The organism is Acinetobacter sp. 1566109 (assembly GCF_000582255.1).
In the GTDB taxonomy this organism is placed as follows: Bacteria; Pseudomonadota; Gammaproteobacteria; order Pseudomonadales; family Moraxellaceae; genus Acinetobacter; species Acinetobacter nosocomialis.
This window is the reverse complement of record NZ_JEYB01000195.1, coordinates 1-1,080: the sequence shown is the minus strand read 5'-3', so window position 1 is coordinate 1,080 and position 1,080 is coordinate 1. Positions and strand designations below refer to the sequence as shown.

Here is a 1,080-nt window from a genome sequence, read left to right as displayed (position 1 = left end):
TCTAAATGTTACTACTAAGTTAGATCTGCAAGAAATGTCAGACAGTTATGTTAATATTTTACAAGTTTAATTTTTCTAAAATTAACATAATACACGTTATACGAAACGTGTTATAATTTACCTTGAAATTCATACACTTATTTCAAAGTTTATAGCCCGAGCATCACTGTTCGGGCTTTTTTTTGTGATCTTTCACGTAATATGGCTATTCTTTAATCAAATCCTTACAACTTTGATTAGCTCAGTTGAATAGTACCCTTAGCCATTCGGCAAGAAAAACCGGCTTAACCACCCTCTTTTCGGCTGCTCCGGTTCAACCGGCTCCGGCACCGGAATACGCTTATTTTCCGTTTTTTCCGGAGTAGTCAATCCGTCATGTTTGTCGTTATCTACATTCAATGTAGGTTCTACTTGAGATGGACTAGATTGCACTGAAGATTGATCTGAAGTTGGTGTGGGATGAACCTGAGTTGGCTTCATTTCAATTAGGGTAAGTAATGTATCAATACGAGAATTTGCTTTAGCTTCGCGATCTTCTGCTTTTTCTAACTGTTTCTTTAGAAAATCGATCTGATTCTTTAGTTCAATAACTGTATTGTCTGTGTATTCAGGTGTATTTATAGTTTGTGTTGGAGACGTATCAGTGTGTTTTGAGTGTTTTCCACTAAAAGGTTCACCATAAACGCGGAGTAACTCAGAGAAGTCGATAGAGCCATCATGATCACGACTTAACACCCCATTTTTTATATCTTTATAAAGTGTAGCACGAGATTTCTTATACAGTGTGGCTGCATCACTAACACTGTATTTTGTACTTGTTTTCATAGTGTATTGCTGTGTATTTAGGATACGTATTGAAGAATACAATAAGTGTATTCTTCAATACACTCAAGCTTTAAACCCTAAGTTCTTTAAGTGTGGCAAAAACTGCTGTTGTTGGTGAGGGTTTCTAAGCATATCCTTAATTTTAGCAGCTAAAATCTCATAACTTTCACCTTCTGAGGCTAAATGGGAAAGCTCATGTAAACGTGATAATTGATTCCCGAATAGATTAATTTGAGCATCAGATAGCTGATAAAA

Annotated in this window: 1 protein-coding gene and 1 pseudogene; both read right to left on the bottom strand. The window is 35.8% G+C overall.

The window, feature by feature from the left end:
* Positions 1-258 precede the first annotated feature (258 nt).
* Positions 259-825: a plasmid replication DNA-binding protein gene (locus J582_RS25355; RefSeq protein ID WP_000858429.1), complete on the bottom strand. Its 567-nt coding sequence runs from the start codon at positions 823-825 to the stop codon at positions 259-261.
* Between the two features lie 63 nt (positions 826-888).
* Positions 889-1,080, bottom strand: a pseudogene (locus J582_RS25350) (RepB family plasmid replication initiator protein); the annotation flags it as partial.